The sequence below is a fragment of the Streptomyces sp. MB09-01 genome (assembly GCF_033794505.1).
In the GTDB taxonomy this organism is placed as follows: domain Bacteria; phylum Actinomycetota; class Actinomycetes; order Streptomycetales; family Streptomycetaceae; genus Streptomyces.
In genome coordinates this window covers 1-15,469 of the sequence record NZ_JARAYQ010000071.1, presented here as the reverse complement: position 1 = coordinate 15,469, position 15,469 = coordinate 1, and the positions used below count along the sequence as shown (strand labels likewise).

Genomic DNA, 15,469 nt, shown 5'->3' with positions numbered 1-15,469 from the left:
GCCCGGCCGTCTCGCTCTCGCCCTCGCAGGGAACGTCAGGGTTTGACCGACCGGTAGTACCGGCCCGCACCCTCGTGCAGCTTCAGGGGATCGGTGTAGATCGCCGTCCGCAGGTCCACCAGCTGCGCCGCGTGGACCTCGCGCCCGACCAGGTCGCGGCTGAGGATCACCGTCCGCGTCAGCTGCTCGGTCAGGGCGGGGTCCGTCTCGGCCGTGGTCACCAGCAGGTTCGGCACGGCCAGGGTCGTCACCGCGCTGGTGTTGCGGGCCCGCGCGTACGCGTCCTGCGGCATGACCGCCGTCCGGTAGTGGCGCGCCGGGCTGCCGCTCTCCTGCAGCTGCTCCACCAGGTCGCCGAGCTGCACGAGGCGGATCTGGAACCGCTCCGACAGCTCGCGCACGGCGTTCGTCGGCAGGCCGCCGGACCAGAAGAAGGCGTCGATCCGGCCGGCCTCCAGTTCGCCCGGCATCGTGTCGATGCCGATGGACACCGGCGTGATGTCGAGCACCGGGTCCAGCTCGGCCGCCGTGAGCAGCCGCTCCGAGACGAGCCGCACCCCGGACCCCGGCTGGCCGATCGCGACCCGCTTGCCCCGCAGGTCCCGGGCCGACTGCACTGGGGAGTCGGCCGGCACCACCAGCTGCACGTAGTCGTCGTACAGCCGGGCGACCCCGCGCAGCAGGTCCGCGCGCGGCTTCCCGTCGAGCCGGTACTTGGCGACCGCGTCCGCCGTCGCCACCGTGAAGTCCGCCTCACCGGAGGCCACCCGCTTCAGGTTCTCCTGCGATCCCTCGCTGGTCTCCAGCCGCACGTCCACCCCGGGCACGTCCCGCCCGAGCGCCTGCTGCAGCAGCTGTCCGTAGCGGTGGTAGACCCCGGTCCGCGCGCCCGTGCTGAAGGTCAGCTCGCCCTGCGGTTCCGGCTCCCCGAAGGGCTTGAGCCACCAGGTCAGGACGCCGAGCACGGCGAGTACGGCCACCAGGACCCGCAGGGCGTGGCGCCTGCTGATCCGGGGCGGTACGAGAGGCATGCCCGCGATCCTGCCATCCGTCCGCCGTCCTGTCACGGCGCGGGCCGCCCGCGCACCCGCCCCGGTCCCAGGCCGCCCTGCCGCGGCCGGTCGCACGCGGGAGAGAGGGCTCCCGGGTACCGCCTACCCTTGGTGCATGACCAGCAGCGACCGGAGCCAGGCAGTGGACGAGAAGCGAAGCTACGAGGTGCGCACCTACGGGTGCCAGATGAACGTGCACGACTCCGAGCGGCTCTCCGGTCTGCTGGAGGACGCCGGCTACGTCCGGGCGCCCGAGGGCTCCGACGGCGACGCCGACGTCGTGGTCTTCAACACCTGCGCGGTCCGCGAGAACGCCGACAACAAGCTGTACGGCAACCTGGGCCGGCTGGCCCCGATGAAGACGAAGCGCCCCGGCATGCAGATCGCCGTCGGCGGCTGCCTCGCCCAGAAGGACCGCGACACGATCGTCAAGAAGGCCCCCTGGGTCGACGTCGTCTTCGGCACGCACAACATCGGCAAGCTCCCCGTGCTCCTGGAGCGCGCCCGCATCCAGGAAGAGGCGCAGGTCGAGATCGCCGAGTCGCTGGAGGCGTTCCCCTCCACGCTCCCGACCCGCCGCGAGTCCGCGTACGCCGCGTGGGTCTCGATCTCCGTCGGCTGCAATAACACCTGCACCTTCTGCATCGTCCCCGCGCTGCGCGGCAAGGAGGAGGACCGCCGGCCCGGCGACATCCTCGCCGAGGTGGAGGCCCTGGTCGCCGAGGGCGTCTCGGAGATCACCCTGCTCGGCCAGAACGTGAACGCGTACGGCTCCGACCTGGGCGACCGCGAGGCCTTCAGCAAGCTGCTGCGCGCCTGCGGCCAGATCGAGGGCCTGGAGCGCGTCCGCTTCACCTCCCCGCACCCGCGCGACTTCACGGACGACGTGATCGCGGCGATGGCCGAGACCCCCAACGTGATGCCGCAGCTGCACATGCCGCTGCAGTCCGGATCGGACCCGATCCTCAAGGCGATGCGCCGCTCGTACCGGCAGGAGCGCTTCCTCGGCATCATCGAGAAGGTCCGCGCCGCGATCCCGCACGCCGCGATCTCCACCGACATCATCGTGGGCTTCCCCGGTGAGACGGAGGAGGACTTCCAGCAGACGATGCACACGGTGCGCGAGGCCCGCTTCGCGAACGCCTTCACCTTCCAGTACTCCAAGCGGCCCGGCACCCCCGCCGCCGACATGGACGGGCAGATCCCCAAGGAGGTCGTGCAGGACCGCTACATGCGCCTCGTCGCCCTCCAGGAGGAGATCTCCTGGGAGGAGAACAAGAAGCAGGTCGGCCGGACGCTGGAGGTCATGGTCGCGGAGGGCGAGGGCCGCAAGGACGGCGCCACGCACCGCCTCTCCGGTCGCGCCCCCGACAACCGCCTGGTCCACTTCACGAAGCCGGAGGCGGAGGTCCGCCCGGGCGACGTCGTCACCGTCGACATCACCTACGCGGCCCCGCACCACCTCCTGGCCGAGGGCCCGACGCTGACCGTGCGCCGCACCCGCGCCGGCGACGCCTGGCAGAAGCGCAACGCCGCCCCGGCCCAGCCCGCGGGCGTCATGCTCGGCATCCCCACCCTCGGGGTCCCGGCTCCCCTCCCGGCCACCACGTCCGGCTGCGCGGTGCCGCAGGGCTGAGCCGAATCCGGCCCCGCCGGCGTTCGCGGCGTGGGATCCGGGGCCGAGCCCAGGGCCGGAAGGCGCCAGGAAGCCACCCGGCGCCCCGGATCCGGCTCCGCGGGCGCCCGAGGCACGGGCGGCGACGGCGCCCGGGCGGCACCGCACGGCCGCCCCGCCCGAGCCGCGCTGGCGTTAGGCTGCGGATCATGCTCGTAGCCGCTGCCGTCTGTCCCGCCCCGCCCCTGCTCGTGCCGGAGGTCGCCGTGGGGGCCGCCGCCGAACTCGGCGACGCCCGCACCGCCTGCTCCGACGCGCTGGCGGTGCTCGCCGCCTCACGGCCCGACCTGCTGGTCGTGATCGGCGCCGCCGACCAGGACCACCGCGGCCCCTACCCGCAGGGCGCCCGCGGCAGCTTCCGCGGCTTCGGCGTCGAGAGCGACGTACAGCTCGGGGAGGGCGAGGAGGGGCCGCGCCTGCTGCCCCCCTCGCTCGCCGTCGGCGCCTGGCTGCTGCGGCACGCGCGGTGGGGCGCCGCCCCCCTCGAGGGGCTGGGCGTAGGGGAATCGACGGACACCGCGCGCTGCCTGGAGACCGGCCGGGAGCTCGCCGCTCGCGCCGCCCGGGTCGCCCTGCTCGTCATGGGTGACGGCAGCGCGCGACGGACCTTGAAGGCCCCCGGATACCTCGACGAGCGCGCCGCCGGCTTCGACGCGGCCGCCGCCCGCGCCCTGGGGGCTGCCGACACGGACGCCCTCGCCGTGCTGGACGCCGAGCTCGCGGCCGAACTCCAGGCCGCCGGCCGGGCCCCCTGGCAGGTGCTGGCGGGCGCCGCCGAGGGCGCGGGCCTCGAAGGCCGCCTGCTGTACGAGGACGCGCCGTACGGGGTCGGCTACTTCGTGGCCGCCTGGTCGTAGCCGCGGGCCCGGAGGCCTTCCGCAGACGCCGAAGGGGCGCGGGACCGGCGGCAGCCGTTGGTCCCGCGCCCCTTCCGGAAGCGCGTCAGGAGGTGGTCGGCGGCGTCGTACCGCCAGGGGCGTCCTTGTGCGCGATCTTGCCCAGGGCGTCCTTCGCCTTGCCCGTACCGCTCGAGATCCGGTCGCTGTACTTGCCGTGAGTCTTGGAGTCCACGGCCTTGGCCACCTTGTCCAGACCCTCGCCGATCTTGCCCTCGTGCTGTTGCGCGAGGCCCTCGACCTTCTCCTTCGCCGGAGCGAGCTTGGCCTTCAGATTGTCCAGCAGGCCCATGGGTCACCTTCCGTTGGCGGTCGCTACGTGCGGGCGCCCTCGCCGGCCTCGCTGTCCGCGACCACCTCGGCCGACTGCTGCTTCGGGATCTCCACGGCTTCCGTCGCCGGGGCCTCCGCAACAGCCGGCCCGGCCTCGGCCTCTTCGGCCGCACCGGACTCCGCCGTCAGGGCCTCGGCAGCGACCTCCTCGGTCGCGGCCTCTTCCTTACGACGAAAAAACCGATCGAAAACGCCCATCTCTACTCCCCTAACGCTACTCGTGTGAGTGAAGTTCCGCCTTGGCCGGGCCGGCCTCCGCCGGGCGTACGCAGGGCGCATGCCGGGCCGGAACCTCGCCAGGGCAACGACCCCGTCCGCGCCCCGTCACGTAACTCGATCGGGTACATGAACGTGTCTTGACCGTGGGCTGCGAGACTGGGGCGGTGAGGAAAGCAGCCCCCGCCCCGCGGGTCATCGCCGTCGTCGGTCCCACCGCGGCGGGAAAGTCAGACCTGGGCGTCGCCCTGGCCCGCCGATTCGACGGCGAAGTCGTCAACGCCGACTCCATGCAGCTGTACCGGGGGATGGACATCGGCACCGCCAAGCTGACGACCGAGGAGCGCGGCGGGGTCCCGCACCACCTCCTCGACATCTGGGACGTCACCGACACCGCCAACGTGGCCGAGTACCAGCGCCTGGCCCGCCTGGAGATCGACAAACTGCTCGCCGAGGGCCGCACGCCCGTCCTCGTCGGCGGCTCCGGCCTGTACGTCCGGGGCGCCCTGGACGTCATGGAGTTCCCCGGCACCGACCCCGACGTCCGTGCCCGGCTGGAGGACGAGCTCACGCTGCGCGGCTCCGGCGCCCTGCACGCCCGCCTCGCCGCCGCCGACCCGGCCGCAGCCCGGGCCATCCTGCCCAGCAACGGCCGCCGCATCGTCCGCGCGCTGGAGGTCATCGAGATCACCGGACGCCCCTTCACCGCCAATCTGCCCGGCCACGAGTCCGTCTACGACACCGTGCAGATCGGCGTCGACGTCGCCCGGCCGGAGCTCGACGAGCGGATCGCACTGCGCGTGGACCGGATGTGGGAAGCCGGGCTGGTGGACGAGGTCCGCGCGCTGGAGGCCCGCGGGCTGCGCGACGGAATCACCGCTTCCAGGGCGCTCGGCTACCAGCAGGTGCTCGCCGCGCTCGCCGGGGAGTGCACCGAGGACGAGGCCAGGGCGGAGACCGTCCGGGCGACCAAGCGGTTCGCCCGCCGTCAGGACTCCTGGTTCCGCCGCGACCCGCGCGTGCACTGGCTCAGCGGAGCCGCCGCCGACCGGGGGGAACTCCCCGGACTCGCGCAGTCGTTGGTCGAACGAGCGGTCACAGCCTGATCACGTGATGGCATCGGGACGCACCGGGCGCCGGTTGCGGGGCCGGGGGCGTGCCATCATCAAACTTCAGCGGGTGCGGTCACCTGCGGTGAATGGCGGCGCACTGAGTCCGAGTGGGGAGGGCGCGTGGCGATGGAGGCCGGCCCTCGCGACACCGGGCGGGACGACACCCGCCGGGAAGCGGATCCGACGCTTCTCGGCGGTACGGACGGGCCCGCAGGCCTCGGGCTGCCCGCGGATCCCGCGCGGCTGACGCCCGACGGCCCGGACACCCCGGACACCGCCGAGGCGGAGGCGGCCGCGGGCCCCGAGTTCGAAGTCGAACTGCGCCCGCAGCGCCGCCTGCGCGTGTGGCAGATCGCCCCCATCGTCATGCTCGGCACCGCCGGCTCCCTGATGTTCGCCTTCCCGCTCGCCTTCGAGTTCGGCGACGGCGGAGCCGTGGTCGCCATGCTCGGCTTCCTGATCAGCTGCTGCGCCGGAGGCTGGGGCATGATGGCCGCCCGACGGGTCGGCTACACGTGGCCCGGGCTCCCGGCCCGGGGGAGCGGCCGCCGCCCGGACTGGCGCATGGTCGCGCTGTACGCCGTGATCGCGCTGGCCGTCGTCAGCCTGGCCGTGTACCGGGTCGCCCGGCTGCGCTGACCGGCCCCCCGCCGGGGTCCGCGTACTGGACCGCACGGCGCCGCTGAGCTGGGCCTCGGTACCATGGGCGGGTGACGCAGCGCACTCTCTCCTTCCTCAAGGGCCACGGCACCGAGAACGACTTCGTGATCGTCCCGGACCCGGACAACGCCATCGAACTGCCCGCGTCCGCGGTCGCGAAGTTGTGCGACCGGCGGGCCGGCATCGGCGCGGACGGCGTCCTGCACGTCGTCCGGTCCGCCGCGCACCCGGAGGCGGCACACCTCGCCGGCGAGGCGGAGTGGTTCATGGACTACCGCAACAGCGACGGCTCCATCGCCGAGATGTGCGGCAACGGCGTGCGCGTCTTCGCGCGCTACCTCCAGTACGCCGGCCACGTCGAGCCCGGGGACCTGGCCGTCGCCACCCGGGGCGGGATCAAGCGGGTCCACCTGGACAAGACCGGCGACGTCACCGTCTCCATGGGCCGCGCCGAACTCCCCGAGGGCGAGGTCACGGTCAGCGTCGGCTCCAGGAGCTGGCCCGCGCGCAACGTGAACATGGGGAACCCGCACGCCGTGGCCTTCGTTGAGAGCCTCGACGACGCCGGGACCCTCTACACCGCCCCGCCCTTCAGCCCGGCGTCCACCTACCCGACGGGTGTCAATGTCGAGTTCGTCGTCGACCGAGGCCCCCGGCACGTCGCCATGCGCGTCCACGAGCGCGGCTCCGGCGAGACCCGCTCCTGCGGCACCGGCGCCTGCGCCGTCGCCGTGGCCACCATCCGCCGCGACGGCGTGGACCCGGCCGTCACCGGCGCACCGGTCACGTACACCGTCGACCTCCCGGGCGGAACCCTGCACATCACGGAACACCCCGACGGGCAGATCGACATGACCGGACCGGCCGTGATCGTGGCCGCGGGCGAGTTCGACGAGGCCTGGCTCACCGAAACGGCTTTCGCCTGAAGCTTCCCTCTAATGGGTGATCCGTTTCACGCTGAGCGAGAGGTGGACTGCGCCACGTGGTGGGGTCGGTAACATCAGGCACCGGCCCTGAGGGCTCACCCCATGCCCGCCACCGCCGGTCGAAGCCGCCGGAGGTGCCCATGAGTGCAGAGGCCACGAACCCCGAAGCACACCCCGAAGCGCGCCCTGAGCTCCGCAGACGGGGCCGGACCAGGCTCGATCTGCGCCGGCTCGGGCGCGCGGCCCTGCTCGGGCCCACGTCCCGGGACCGGCTTCCGGACGCCATCGGGCACGTCGCCGAGGCCCACCGCGCCCACCATCCGGACGCCGATCTGTCCCTTCTGCGAAGGGCCTACCTCCTCGCGGAGACCTCACACCGCGGTCAGATGCGAAAAAGTGGTGAGCCGTACATCACACATCCGCTCGCCGTCACCCTGATCCTCGCCGAACTCGGCGCCGAGACCACGACCTTGACGGCCTCTCTGCTCCACGACACCGTCGAGGACACCGAGGTGACCCTCGATCAGGTCCGTGCGGAGTTCGGCGACGAGGTCTGCTTCATCGTCGACGGGGTCACCAAGGTCGAGAAGATCGACTACGGCGCCGCCGCCGAACCCGAGACGTTCCGCAAGATGCTCGTCGCCACCGGCAACGACGTCCGCGTCATGTCCATCAAACTCGCCGACCGGCTGCACAACATGCGCACCCTGGGCGTGATGCGCCCCGAGAAACAGGCCCGCATCGCCAAGGTCACCCGCGACGTCCTCATCCCGCTGGCCGAACGGCTCGGCGTCCAGGCCCTGAAGACCGAGCTGGAAGACCTCGTCTTCGCGATCCTGCACCCCGAGGAGTACGAGAGCACCCGCGCGCTCATCGCGGCGCACGCCGGGGAACGCGACCCGCTGCCCGCCATCGCCGACTCCGTACGGGCCGTCCTGCGCGACGCCGGCATCGCCGCCGAGGTACTGGTCCGGCCGCGGCACTTCGTCTCCGTGCACCGGATCGCCCGGACGCGCGGCGAGCTGCGCGGCTCCGACTTCGGCCGCATCCTCGTCCTCGTCGGCGAGAACGCCGACTGCTACGGGGTGCTCGGGGAGCTGCACACCTGCTTCACCCCGGTCGTCTCGGAGTTCAAGGACTTCATCGCCACCCCGAAGTTCAACCTCTACCAGTCGCTGCACACCGCCGTCGCCACGCCCGAGGGCTACGTGGCCGAGGTCATCGTGCGGACCCGGCAGATGCACCGCGTCGCGGAGGCCGGCGTGGTGGCGCTCGGCAACCCGTACGTCACCGCGACGCCCGACACGGCTGCCGACCCCGACGAGGAGCGGGTGGACCCCACCCGGCCCGGCTGGCTGTCCCGGCTGCTCGACTGGCAGCAGTCCGCGCCCGACCCCGACACCTTCTGGAGCGTGCTCCGCGAGGAGCTGGCCCAGGACCGGGAGATCACCGTGTTCCGGGCCGACGGGGGCACGCTGGGCCTGCCCGCCGGGGCCAGCTGCATCGACGCCGCCTACGCCCAGCACGGCGAGGCGGCCCACGGCTGTATCGGCGCCCGCGTCAACGGGCGTCTCGCCTCCCTGTCCTCCCCACTGTCCGACGGCGACACCGTGCAGCTGCTGCTCGCGCAGGACGCCTCCTCGGGACCGGCCGCCGAATGGCTGGACCACGCGCGGACCCCGGCCGCCCGGATCGCCATCAGCAGCTGGCTCGAATCCCATCCCGACCGGGCGATGTCCACCACCTCTGCCGCGCGGGCGCCGCTCTCGGTGGTCGGCGCCAGGGGCGGCGGCGGCAACGCGGTCGCCGACCTGCCGGACGCCACCGTGCGGCTCGCCGGGTGTTGCACCCCGGTGCCGCCCGACGCCGTCGCCGGCTTCCTGGTCCGCGGCGGGGCCGTCACCGTCCACCGCATCCACTGCGCGGCGGTGGCGCAGATGCGCGCCGTGGGGCGCACTTCCGTCGCCGTGCACTGGCGGGCCACGGCCGACTGCCGGGTCACCCTGCTCGCCGAATCGTTCGGCCGCCCGCACCTGCTGGCCGACCTCACCGAGGCCATCGCCCGCGAGGGGGTCGAGGTGGTCTCCGCGACCGTGGAACCTCCGGTCGAGCAGCGGGTCCGGCACTCCTACACCCTGCAGCTGCCGGACGCCACCGGGCTGCCCGCGCTGATGCGCGCCATGCGGGACGTGCCGGGCGTGTACGACGTGCGCCGGGCGTAGGACCCCGCCCTCCCGAGGGAGCGCCGAAAGCCGCCCGTACAGCGCCCGGACCTCGCTCGGTCGTGTGCCCGGAGGTCGCTCAGAGGCCGCCGGAGCCTCGCTCAGGCGTCGGCCCGCCCTTGCCCGGGCACCGGTCCGCCCTCACCCCGGCGTCAGTGCGGCGTAGGCCGGGACGGCCCCGGAAGGTCCCGTTCGGGTGGAAACGTCGCGCGCCGTACGCGGCCGTGCGTCGGGCGCTGGTAAGCGGTGGTGGATGCAGCTCTCCTCCCCCCGCCTGCGCGCCGCTCTGCTCGCCGCGGCCTCCCTGACCCTCGTCGCCGCCGTACTGCCCCCGCCGAAGCCGCTGGGCATCGGCGACCCGCTGTTCCCCGAGCTCGGGAACCCCGGGTACGACGTGCTCTCGTACGACCTGTCCTTCGCGTACAAGGACAACCGGAGCCCGCTCGACGCGGTCACCGTCATCGACGCCCGTGCGCTGGAGCCGCTGGAGCGGATCAACCTGGACTTCACCCACGGCAAGGTGGCGTCCGCCGAGGTCAACGGGGAGCCGGCCGGGTTCGAGAGCGTGGGGGAGGACCTCGTGCTGACCCCCGCGCGGGCGGTGCCGGACAACGGGCCGCTCCACATCACCGTCCGCCACACCAGCGACCCGCGCGGACGCGGGGACGGCGGCTGGGTGCCCACCGAGGACGGCCTGGCCATGGCCAACCAGGCGGACGCCGCCCACCGCGTGTTCCCCTGCAACGACCACCCCGCCGACAAGGCCTTGTTCACCTTCCGGATCACCGCACCGCCCGAGCTCACGGCCGTCGCCAACGGGGTGCAGGTGATCCCCACGATGCGCCTCGGCTCCTCGAAGACGTGGACGTACCGGACCCGGCACCCCATGGCCACCGAACTGGCCCAGGTCTCGGTGGGCCGGTCCGCCGTCGTGCACGGCACCGGCCCGCACGGGCTGCCGCTGCGCGACGTGGTCCCCGCCGCGGACCGGGAACGGCTGGACCCCTGGCTGAAGAAGACCGCGGGGCACATCGCGTGGATGGAGGAGCGGGTCGGCCGCTACCCCTTCGAGAACTACGGGGTCCTGATCGCGCGGGCGACGACCGGCTTCGAGCTGGAGACCCAGACCCTCTCGCTCTTCGAGCACAGCCTGTTCGCGGGCGAGGGCTACCCCGAGTGGTACGTCGAGTCCGTGATGGTCCACGAGCTCGCCCACCAGTGGTTCGGCGACAGCGTCACCCCGCTGACCTGGTCCGACCTGTGGCTCAACGAAGGACACGCCACCTGGTACGAGGCCCTGTACGCGGACGGGCTCGGCAAGTACTCCCTGGAGCGGCGCATGCGCGAGGCGTACCAGCGCTCCGACCAGTGGCGGGCGGCGGGCGGCCCCCCGGCGGCCCCGAAGCCCGCCGCGCCCGGCGAGAAGATCGGGCTCTTCCGGCCGGTGGTCTACGACGGGTCCGCGCTGATCCTCTACGCGCTGCGGCAGGAGATCGGCACCGAGGCCTTCGACCGGCTGGAGCGGCGCTGGGTGTCGCAGTACCGGGACGGCGTCGCGGGCACGGCGGACTTCGTACGCCTGGCCTCGCAGGAGGCCGGCCGGGACCTCGGGGCCTTCTTCGAGCCCTGGCTGTACGGCAAGACCACGCCGGCGATGCCCGGGCACCCGGAGTGGAGCACCCCGGCCGCGTCCCGCAAATAAAGCGTGTGACCGGTGAGGAACGGGCATGTCACCATCGACGAGGCCGTTCGGGGAATCCCCCGGCGGTGTGACACGTTGGACGTGACAGTTAACGTGCGTGTTCACGTGCCAGTGCTATTCGAATCGACGTAAGGATCCAATGACCTCCTCTTCCCCTTCCCAGGACGCGCGGGACGCACAGGACGTGCGGGACTCGCAGAGCTTCACCGAGAGCCTTCGGGCCGATGCCCTGATGGAAGAGGACGTCGCCTGGAGCCACGAGATCGACGGAGACCGGGACGGCGAGCAGCTCGAACGCTCGGAGCGCGCGGCCCTGCGCCGCGTCGCCGGCCTCTCCACCGAGCTCGAAGACGTCACCGAGGTCGAGTACCGGCAGCTGCGCCTGGAGCGCGTCGTTCTCGTCGGTGTCTGGACCTCCGGCACGGTGAACGACGCGGAGAACTCCCTCGCGGAGCTCGCCGCCCTCGCCGAGACCGCAGGTGCTCTCGTACTCGACGGCGTGATCCAGCGCCGCGACAAGCCGGACCCGGCCACCTTCATCGGTTCGGGCAAGGCGCGCGAGCTGCGTGACATCGTCATGGAGAGCGGTGCCGACACCGTCGTCTGCGACGGCGAGCTCAGCCCCGGCCAGCTCATCGCCCTCGAGGACGTCGTCAAGGTGAAGGTGGTCGACCGGACCGCCCTCATCCTCGACATCTTCGCCCAGCACGCCAAGTCCCGAGAGGGCAAGGCACAGGTCGCCCTCGCGCAGATGCAGTACATGCTGCCGCGACTGCGCGGCTGGGGTGCCTCGCTGTCCCGGCAGATGGGTGGCGGCGGCGGTGGCGGCATGGCCACCCGAGGACCCGGTGAGACCAAGATCGAGACGGACCGGCGACGGATTCGCGAGAAGATGGCGAAGATGCGCCGGGAGATCGCGGAGATGAAGACCGGCCGCGACATCAAGCGGCAGGAACGGCGCCGCAACAAGGTGCCGTCGGTCGCCATCGCCGGCTACACCAACGCGGGCAAGTCCTCGCTGCTCAACCGCCTCACGGGCGCGGGCGTCCTGGTGGAGAACGCGCTGTTCGCCACCCTCGACCCGACCGTGCGCCGGGCCGAGACGCCCAGCGGCCGGGTCTACACCCTCGCCGACACGGTCGGCTTCGTCCGGCACCTGCCGCACCACCTCGTCGAGGCGTTCCGCTCCACGATGGAGGAGGTCGGTGACTCCGACCTCATCCTGCACATCGTCGACGGCTCGCACCCGGCGCCGGAGGAGCAGCTGGCGGCGGTGCGCGAGGTGATCCGCGAGGTCGGCGCGGTCAACGTGCCCGAGATCGTGGTGATCAACAAGGCGGACGCCGCGGATCCGCTCGTCCTGCAGCGGCTGCTGCGGATCGAGCGGCACTCGATCGCCGTATCGGCGCGGACGGGGCTGGGCATCGAGGAACTCCTCGCGCTCATCGACTCCGAGCTGCCGCGGCCCGAGGTCGAGGTGGAGGCCATGGTGCCGTACACCCGCGGCTCGCTCGTCGCCAAGGCGCACGCCGAGGGCGAGGTGATCTCCGAGGAGCACACCCCGGACGGCACCCTGCTCAGGGCGCGGGTCCACCAGGAGCTGGCGGCGGATCTGGCGCCGTACGCGCTCGCGAAGCAGTGAGTAGGCCGGAGGGCCTGCCGGCCGCTTCGACGGCATGACCGCTTGACGGCACGAGGCTTGACGGGCGAGGGCCCCCTGCAGTGTGCAGGGGGCCCTCGGTCGTTCGGTCTGCCCAGCGGTGCGGGCGGGGGCTGGAGCAGGAGCTACTTGAACTTGCGGCTGACGGCCTCGAAGACGCCCTTCGCCTCCGGACCCAGCCGGGGTCCGGCCAGCCAGCCCGCCTTGGCCGGGCCGATCGAGGTGTTCGACACCAGCGCCGGCTTGCCGTCGGCGCCCGCCGCGACCCAGCCGCCACCGGAGGAACCGCCGGTCATGGTGCAGCCGATGCGGTACATCGCCGGGTCGGTCGCGTTCAGGGACAGCCGGCCCGGCTTGTCCGTGCACTGGAAGGCCTTCTGGCCGTCGAAGGGACCCGCCGCCGGGTAACCGGTCGCCGTGATGCTCGCGACCTTGGGCACTGCGGGCGCGGCGAACTCCACCGGGAGCGCCGAACCGACCGTCTCCTCCAGGGACTTGCCGCTGCCCTTCTCGGGCGTCACGTGCAGCACCGCGAAGTCGAACGGGGCACCCGCGCCGCCGGTCGGGCCGCCGGTCGCGATCCACTGGTCCGAGGTCTGCGCCCAGTCGCTCCACCAGACGCCGTACGGGGCCACCTGCTCGCGAGGTGCGCCCTTGAGCTGTGCCGAGGGCTTGCCCGCGTTGTTGTAGGACGGGACGAAGGCGATGTTGCGGTACCAGCCGCCGGACTTGCCCGCGTGCACGCAGTGGCCCGCGGTCCAGACCATGTTCGACTTGCCGGGGTGAGCCGGGTCCTTGACCACGGTCGCGGAGCAGACCATCGAACCCTCGGGCCCGTCGAAGAAGACCTTGCCGGACGCCGGAACGCTCTGGTGGTAGGGCGGGTTCACCGGCTTGGCCGTCACCGGGGCCGGGGTCGGGTCGGTGACGCCCTGGTCCTTGCCCGCGTCCGGGTCGACGGAGGGGCGCTGCGGCTGCTCGGCGTCACGCATGCGGTCCGGGTCCCACAGGCCCTCGATGATCGGGTTGATGTAGTCGCCCGTCTCGCGGAGCCAGTCCTCCTTCTTCCAGTTCTTCCACTCACCCCCCTTCCACTTCTCCAGGTCGATGCCGCGCTCTTTGAGCTTCTCCTTGAGCTGGTCCGGGATCTTGATCCCGTCCGGGCCCGGAAGGCTCGCCGCCACGGTCGGCTTGGCGTCGCCGCCGGCCTCCTCGTCGCCGGGGCCGCAGGCAGCTGCGGTCAGCGCGAGCGCGGCCGCGCACAGGATCGCGGTGACCGGTCGGTTCGGTCGCATGTCGTTCGTCCCCCTGGTGTTTTCGAGGCGTGGAGTGCAGCCCCCCACTATGCCGCTGCCGCCCAGGACGACACAGCCCGGGGCCGTGGTTCCTGCTGCTCGCCCCTTGCGCGGCAAGGATCTTGGGGCCACCCGTGATCCGTCGCCGTCACCGTCGTTGGTACGTACGGGGGATGGGGGAGCAGCGTTGGTGTTCGAGGCGCAATCCGGAAGAGCGTTCAGTGCGGGAGGACCGACACTCGTGGCTTTGACCGAGCCGGCCGCGGCGGCGGACGCGGCACACATCCCGCCGCAGGACGCGCCCCAAGTGCCGCCACAGGGCAGCCGGGTACCGGGCCGGGGCGAACGCGGCGGCTCCGTCGCCGCCGACGGGATCCTGCGCAGGCAGGCTCAGCGGGAGTCCGCCGCCCGGACGTACGCGCGCTCCCTGCCCATCGTCCCGGTGCGGGCCCGGGGGCTGACCATCGAGGGCGCCGACGGCCGGCGCTACCTCGACTGCCTCTCCGGCGCCGGCACCCTCGCCCTCGGGCACAACCACCCGGTGGTGCTCGAAGCCGTGCGGGGAGTCCTCGACTCGGGGGCCCCGCTGCACGTCCTCGACCTGGCGACCCCCGTCAAGGACGCCTTCACCACCGAGCTGTTCACCAACCTGCCGCCGGCACTGGCAGCCGACGCACGCATCCAGTTCTGCGGGCCGGCCGGTACGGACGCCGTGGAGGCCGCCCTCAAACTGGTGCGCACCGCGACCGGGCGGTCCGGGCTGCTCGCCTTCACCGGGGCCTACCACGGCATGACCGCAGGGGCCTTGGACGCCTCGGGCGGCGCCCAGGACGTACGGGTGACCCGGCTGCCCTACCCGCAGGACTTCCGCTGCCCGTTCGGTGTCGGCGGCGCCGCCGGCGCCGAACTCGCCGCGCGCTGGACGGAGAACCTGCTGGACGACCCCAAGGGCGGGGTGCCCGCCCCGGCCGGCCTGATCGTCGAACCCGTCCAGGGGGAGGGCGGGGTCATCCCCGCCCCGGACGCCTGGCTGCGCCGGATGCGCGAGATCACCACGGCGAGGGGGATCCCGCTGATCGCCGACGAGGTGCAGACGGGCGTCGGACGCACCGGTGCCTTCTGGGGCGTGGACCACGCCGGGGTGGTGCCGGACGTGATGGTGCTGTCCAAGGCGATCGGCGGCAGCCTGCCGCTCGCGGTGATCGTGTACCGGGCCGGCCTGGACGTCTGGACCCCCGGAGCCCACGCCGGAACCTTTCGCGGCAACCAGCTCGCCATGGCCGCCGGAACCGCCACGCTCGCCTTCGTACGCGAGAACCGCCTCGCCGAGCGCGCCGCCGTCCTCGGCGAGCGGATGCTGACGGCCCTGCGCGGTGTGGCCGCCGGCCATCCCTGCATGGGGGACGTCCGGGGCCGGGGCCTGATGATCGGCGTCGAACTCGTCGATCCCGAGACCGGGGCCGCCGCACCGGCCCTCGCCACCGCCGTGCGCCAGGAGTGCCTGGACCGTGGCCTGATCGTCGAACTCGGCGGCCGCCACGGCGCCGTAGTCCGCCTGCTCCCCCCGCTGACCCTGACCGACGAGCAGGCCGCGGCGGTCCTGGACCGCCTGGCCGACGCCATCCCGGCCGCCGCCCGCCGGACCCACTGACCCGCGAGGACCCGCGATGCCAGAGCCGCACCAGTCCACCCCCACCACCCCGAACCTCCTCCCGGAACC

Annotated in this window: 13 protein-coding genes; 9 read left to right on the top strand and 4 right to left on the bottom strand. The window is 72.8% G+C overall.

The window, feature by feature from the left end:
- Nucleotides 1-35: 35 nt before the first annotated feature.
- Nucleotides 36-1,031, bottom strand: coding sequence for a TAXI family TRAP transporter solute-binding subunit (locus PV721_RS17115; RefSeq protein WP_319725025.1), 996 nt, complete (start codon nt 1,029-1,031; stop codon nt 36-38).
- Between the two features lie 136 nt (nt 1,032-1,167).
- Here PV721_RS17115 and miaB point away from each other — a divergent pair, with 136 nt between their 5' ends.
- Nucleotides 1,168-2,688 carry a tRNA (N6-isopentenyl adenosine(37)-C2)-methylthiotransferase MiaB gene (miaB, locus tag PV721_RS17110; protein WP_319725023.1) on the top strand — a complete coding sequence of 507 codons (1,521 nt, stop codon included), beginning with the start codon at nt 1,168-1,170 and terminating at the stop codon, nt 2,686-2,688.
- Nucleotides 2,689-2,876: 188 nt separating this feature from the next.
- Entirely contained in the window at nt 2,877-3,584 is a 708-nt protein-coding gene (locus PV721_RS17105; RefSeq protein WP_319725022.1) for a class III extradiol dioxygenase subunit B-like domain-containing protein, read from the top strand.
- An 85-nt stretch (nt 3,585-3,669) separates the two neighbouring features.
- On the opposite strand, the gene PV721_RS17100 is transcribed toward PV721_RS17105, so the two are convergent.
- Both PV721_RS17100 and PV721_RS17095 read right to left on the bottom strand, forming a co-directional pair.
- On the bottom strand, nt 3,670-3,915 hold the full coding sequence (locus tag PV721_RS17100; protein ID WP_319725021.1) for an antitoxin: 246 nt from the start codon (nt 3,913-3,915) through the stop codon (nt 3,670-3,672).
- A gap of 23 nt (nt 3,916-3,938) precedes the next feature.
- The gene (locus PV721_RS17095; RefSeq protein WP_319725020.1) at nt 3,939-4,154 is read right to left on the bottom strand and encodes a gliding motility protein; all 216 of its coding nucleotides are present in this window, start codon (nt 4,152-4,154) and stop codon (nt 3,939-3,941) included.
- 185 nt (nt 4,155-4,339) lie between these two features.
- Between PV721_RS17095 and miaA the strand changes: the two genes are divergently transcribed.
- The 6 genes from miaA (at nt 4,340) to hflX (ending at nt 12,436) form a co-directional block, all read left to right on the top strand.
- Complete coding sequence (gene miaA, locus PV721_RS17090; RefSeq protein ID WP_319725019.1) at nt 4,340-5,278, top strand: tRNA (adenosine(37)-N6)-dimethylallyltransferase MiaA; 939 nt, start codon at nt 4,340-4,342, stop codon at nt 5,276-5,278.
- A gap of 132 nt (nt 5,279-5,410) precedes the next feature.
- Nucleotides 5,411-5,923, top strand: a complete 513-nt coding sequence (locus PV721_RS17085) for a hypothetical protein (protein WP_319725058.1) — start codon at nt 5,411-5,413, stop codon at nt 5,921-5,923.
- Between the two features lie 71 nt (nt 5,924-5,994).
- Nucleotides 5,995-6,870, top strand: coding sequence for a diaminopimelate epimerase (gene dapF / locus PV721_RS17080; protein WP_319725018.1), 876 nt, complete (start codon nt 5,995-5,997; stop codon nt 6,868-6,870).
- 140 nt (nt 6,871-7,010) lie between these two features.
- Nucleotides 7,011-9,092: a RelA/SpoT family protein gene (locus PV721_RS17075; protein ID WP_319725016.1), complete on the top strand. Its 2,082-nt coding sequence runs from the start codon at nt 7,011-7,013 to the stop codon at nt 9,090-9,092.
- Nucleotides 9,093-9,345: 253 nt separating this feature from the next.
- Nucleotides 9,346-10,794 carry a M1 family metallopeptidase gene (locus tag PV721_RS17070; RefSeq protein ID WP_319725014.1) on the top strand — a complete coding sequence of 483 codons (1,449 nt, stop codon included), beginning with the start codon at nt 9,346-9,348 and terminating at the stop codon, nt 10,792-10,794.
- Nucleotides 10,795-10,933: 139 nt separating this feature from the next.
- Nucleotides 10,934-12,436 carry a GTPase HflX gene (hflX, locus tag PV721_RS17065; RefSeq protein WP_319725012.1) on the top strand — a complete coding sequence of 501 codons (1,503 nt, stop codon included), beginning with the start codon at nt 10,934-10,936 and terminating at the stop codon, nt 12,434-12,436.
- 143 nt (nt 12,437-12,579) lie between these two features.
- Here hflX and PV721_RS17060 read toward each other — a convergent pair whose 3' ends face one another.
- Nucleotides 12,580-13,749 (bottom strand): hypothetical protein, encoded by a 1,170-nt coding sequence (locus tag PV721_RS17060; RefSeq protein WP_319725010.1) that lies wholly within the window; start codon nt 13,747-13,749, stop codon nt 12,580-12,582.
- Between the two features lie 307 nt (nt 13,750-14,056).
- Here PV721_RS17060 and PV721_RS17055 point away from each other — a divergent pair, with 307 nt between their 5' ends.
- Nucleotides 14,057-15,400 carry a diaminobutyrate--2-oxoglutarate transaminase family protein gene (locus tag PV721_RS17055; protein WP_319725056.1) on the top strand — a complete coding sequence of 448 codons (1,344 nt, stop codon included), beginning with the start codon at nt 14,057-14,059 and terminating at the stop codon, nt 15,398-15,400.
- Nucleotides 15,401-15,469 lie beyond the last annotated feature (69 nt).

What these genes read in the sequence shown, in the direction of transcription:
- PV721_RS17070 (WP_319725014.1), top strand. Translation starts at nt 9,346, where the DNA reads ATGCAGCTCTCCTCCCCCCGCCTGCGCGCCGCTCTGCTCGCCGCGGCC.
- PV721_RS17085 (WP_319725058.1), top strand. Translation starts at nt 5,411, where the DNA reads ATGGAGGCCGGCCCTCGCGACACCGGGCGGGACGACACCCGCCGGGAA.
- hflX (WP_319725012.1), top strand. Translation starts at nt 10,934, where the DNA reads ATGACCTCCTCTTCCCCTTCCCAGGACGCGCGGGACGCACAGGACGTG.
- miaB (WP_319725023.1), top strand. Translation starts at nt 1,168, where the DNA reads ATGACCAGCAGCGACCGGAGCCAGGCAGTGGACGAGAAGCGAAGCTAC.
- PV721_RS17105 (WP_319725022.1), top strand. Translation starts at nt 2,877, where the DNA reads ATGCTCGTAGCCGCTGCCGTCTGTCCCGCCCCGCCCCTGCTCGTGCCG.
- PV721_RS17075 (WP_319725016.1), top strand. Translation starts at nt 7,011, where the DNA reads ATGAGTGCAGAGGCCACGAACCCCGAAGCACACCCCGAAGCGCGCCCT.
- PV721_RS17100 (WP_319725021.1), bottom strand. Translation starts at nt 3,915, where the DNA reads ATGGGCCTGCTGGACAATCTGAAGGCCAAGCTCGCTCCGGCGAAGGAG.
- PV721_RS17060 (WP_319725010.1), bottom strand. Translation starts at nt 13,749, where the DNA reads ATGCGACCGAACCGACCGGTCACCGCGATCCTGTGCGCGGCCGCGCTC.
- PV721_RS17095 (WP_319725020.1), bottom strand. Translation starts at nt 4,154, where the DNA reads ATGGGCGTTTTCGATCGGTTTTTTCGTCGTAAGGAAGAGGCCGCGACC.
- PV721_RS17115 (WP_319725025.1), bottom strand. Translation starts at nt 1,031, where the DNA reads ATGCCTCTCGTACCGCCCCGGATCAGCAGGCGCCACGCCCTGCGGGTC.